Consider the following 1,500-nt stretch of genomic DNA (forward strand, 5'->3'; position numbering starts at 1 on the left):
CAACATTACGTATTACCAGTAGTGGTGGTGATATTGGCGTCGGGATCGAGTTTGGTCACTTCATAAAAAACAACGATATGGATGTGATCGTCAGCCAATTGTGTTTTTCTGCTTGCGCGAATTACATATTGCCTGCGGCGAAAAGTGTGGTGATTGGAAAAGATGCGCTTATTGGGTGGCATGGTGGCGCGAATCAGAGTGACGAGATGTGGGATCAATCGGTTCCTTCGCAATACGAAAAGCAGTTTTATCGCTATCTTACTCGCTTACGAATTAAAGAAGCGGAGTTCTACAACAAAGTAGGAGTGGATCCAAATATTACCGTTTATGGGCATACAAGAACGAATACATGCCAACGTTCAACGCTCGCGAATGGTTGGTATTACACTGAATCTGATATGCGGCACATGGGAATTAAGAGCCTGACTGTGCAAGGTGAATTACTGGACACTTTGAACTACAACAACAGCGAGATTAATTCTTGTTTGATGCCGCAAATATTTAATTAATTATCACCGCCACAAAAATAGCTCGAGTGAAAAAGAAAACGCCTCGCTTAAATTGCGAGGCGTTTTTGTTTCAATTTGAATCAACTGTAAGCCCGTGCAACGCGACCTTCGCAATTCAAGGTGTATTGTTTGGCGTAAGCTGGGATGAAAACAGATTGGCCTTTATCTACTACACACGTTTCACCATTTGCGTGTGTAATCACGAGCGGGGAATCTAGCGGCAACAGGATTTCTGCGGTTCTTACATCAAGTGTTCGTTGGTTGGCCTGCTTTACAATCGCGAATTTGAAATCGTCGACGGGAATTGGGTATTCCAACATGTCGTTGTTTTCGATTGGTGCAAGCAGTAGGGTATCGAATGGTTTTTCTTCGAAGCGTGTGCATGCAACGAGTTCTTTTACGTCCATATACTTCGGTGTTAAACCTGCGCGTAGTACGTTGTCTGAGTTCGCCATGATCTCAAGCCCCGTCCCTTTCAAGTACGCGTGTGGCGTTTCTGCATCCAAGAACATCGCTTCGCCTGGTTTCAGCGTGATAACGTTGAGTAGCAAGGGTGCAAACAAACCAATGTCGCCCGGGTATTGCGTTTCTAACTCCAAGATCAGGTTGAACAGAGGCAAGTCGGTGATGCGAGCTTGTGCCAATAGCACCGTCAACGCCATCTCTTTCTGTTCGCCTTCCAGTGACAATAGACCGGAGAAGAAGCTCGCCAATCCTTTGGAAGTTTGATTGTCGATAAGGTCATCCACCAAGCCTTGCAGCTCAGGAATCGCCAGCTCAGAGAAGAAGCTGATGATTTCACTTGTTGGGCGGAAGCCATTCATCGCTTGGTATTCGGTTAGCGCGTAAACCAATTCTGGTTTGTGGTTTGGATCTTTGTAGTTACGGTTTGCAGCGGTTAGGGGAATGCCTTGTTTTTCTTCCAGTGCAAAACCTAGTTCTGCTTGTTGCTTGTTTGGGTGCACCTGAATCGACAGCGCTTTCTCAGCGG

At 45.9% G+C, this 1,500-nt stretch carries 2 protein-coding genes; one reads left to right on the forward strand and one right to left on the reverse strand.

Going from position 1 to position 1,500, the window contains the following annotated elements; translation table 11 throughout:
- Positions 1 to 509, forward strand: a 509-nt coding sequence (locus R8269_RS24170; protein WP_318222770.1) for a hypothetical protein, incomplete at its 5' end; no start/stop codon positions are given.
- Between the two features lie 80 nt (positions 510 to 589).
- Here R8269_RS24170 and manA read toward each other — a convergent pair.
- Positions 590 to 1,500: mannose-6-phosphate isomerase, class I (gene manA / locus R8269_RS24175; protein WP_318222771.1), on the reverse strand; the 911-nt coding region annotated here is incomplete at its 5' end.

It is taken from the genome of Vibrio sp. Vb0667 (genome assembly GCF_033391095.1).